The organism is Oleiphilus sp. HI0132, from assembly GCF_001635845.1.
Genome location: NZ_LWGJ01000301.1, coordinates 1 through 1677, shown reverse-complemented (window position 1 = coordinate 1677; position 1677 = coordinate 1). Strand labels below are relative to the sequence as shown.

The window sequence follows — 1677 nt, the reverse complement described above, 5'->3', positions numbered from 1 at the left end:
TGTACAGGGTTGGCGCAAGTCTTTTCGGGAATTGACTTACCATTCTTAGCATCAGTCATCGCTTCGAGCTTATCTTCAGCACACCATGCTGATACGTATTTACCATATGAGTCACTCCCAACACCTGCACGCGGATATGCCAGATAACTAACCTCTATCCCCATATCATTCAAAGCTGGAATTTCTCTATGAAGCTTACGGCAATAACCACAATCAATATCAGTAAATACTGCTATACGAGCCTTGGTTTCACCCTTTGCAGGAAATACAATTTTATCCTTACCCTGAACTGAAGAAATTTGCTCAATTCTGGCGGTCTCGCGACGCTTTTCAGTCAGGTTTTCAATTCGCCCTGTCTTCGTTGCATACAGATCACCGGTTAGAAAGAACTTACCATCAGAACTGACAAATAAAGCTTCACCTGAGTAGGTTGTAACCCGGTACATACCAACAATCTCACTCATCTCGACCGAGCTCAATTTCAAACCCGGCATTGCCTCGGATAAGCTTTTTCGAACCTGAGCCTCATCAGCATTCGCCGTGAGCGAAAACAGCAGACTTAGACAGATAATATACCGAACTAAACGCATACAAACCTCTATAATTAAAACCTATGTAAGGCTTGGCAAAAAACCAAGCCGTTTTTTAATTGAACATTATTTGTATGACAAGCTAAACGGAATTAAGTTCATCTACAAGAACTTATCGTTAACATTTTGTTATGTAGTACTAGGCTCTAGGATGAAAATCTTGATGTAAATCGTATAAGCGCTGTTTAGCTATATGAGTGTAAATCTGAGTTGTTGACAAATTTCCATGCCCCAGTAATAGCTGTACAACACGCAAGTCTGCACCATGATTCAAGAGATGAGTTGCGAAAGCATGTCTTAAGGTATGAGGTGATAATTTTTGTTAATACCGGACTCAATCGCATACTTTTTAATTCGATGCCAGAATGTTTGCCTTGTCATTTGCTGTGATCGAGAACTTGGGAAGATGACGTGACACCCAGATGAGCCCGCTAGCTCTGGCCTGGCTTTCGACAAGTATTCGTCCAGCCAATCCAAGGTCGGCTCCCCCACAGGAACCAAACGCTCCTTACCACCCTTTCCAAATAAACGAATTAAGCCTTGCTGGACATTTAGTTGCTCAAAATTCAGGGATACCAATTCTGACACCCTTAGGCCGGAGCCATACATAACCTCTAACATTGCCCTATCACGCAAGCCAAGCACCTCAGAAACGTCCGGAGCCGCCAATAACTTCTCAACCTCTGCTTCAGTAAGAGAACTGGGCAGCATACGCGGCAACTTGGGGTTATCTATATTGAGTGTTGGGTCTATGGCGATTATGTTTTCGCGCACTAGAAAGCGGTAGAAGCGCCTTAAACAGGATAATAAGCGTGAACTGGACGAAGACTTAAGCCCTCTTTCCAAGCAGTCCGATAGATAATCATAGATATCACTTTCGCCAGCCTGATGTAGCTCTAAAGTGCGCTTTTTATGGAGCCACGAAGCAAATTGCTTTAAATCGGATCGGTAAGCAGACAAGCTATTGTCACTTAGCCCATTCTCTAGCCACAAAGTGTCAAGAAAACGCTCTGTATACGTCATCACCCATTCACCACCAAGGAGAAAGCAAAAAAGGCAAGCGCCCTAAAGCCACTTGCCTTTTTTA

Annotated in this window: 1 protein-coding gene and 1 pseudogene; both read right to left on the bottom strand. The window is 43.4% G+C overall.

The window, feature by feature from the left end; all coding sequences use genetic code 11:
- Window positions 1-590 (bottom strand): DsbC family protein (locus A3766_RS03630; RefSeq protein ID WP_068641700.1); only part of this gene is annotated, 590 nt, incomplete at its 3' end.
- Window positions 591-729: 139 nt separating this feature from the next.
- Window positions 730-1613 (bottom strand): annotated as a pseudogene (gene xerD, locus A3766_RS03625) (site-specific tyrosine recombinase XerD).
- Window positions 1614-1677: the final 64 nt, after the last annotated feature.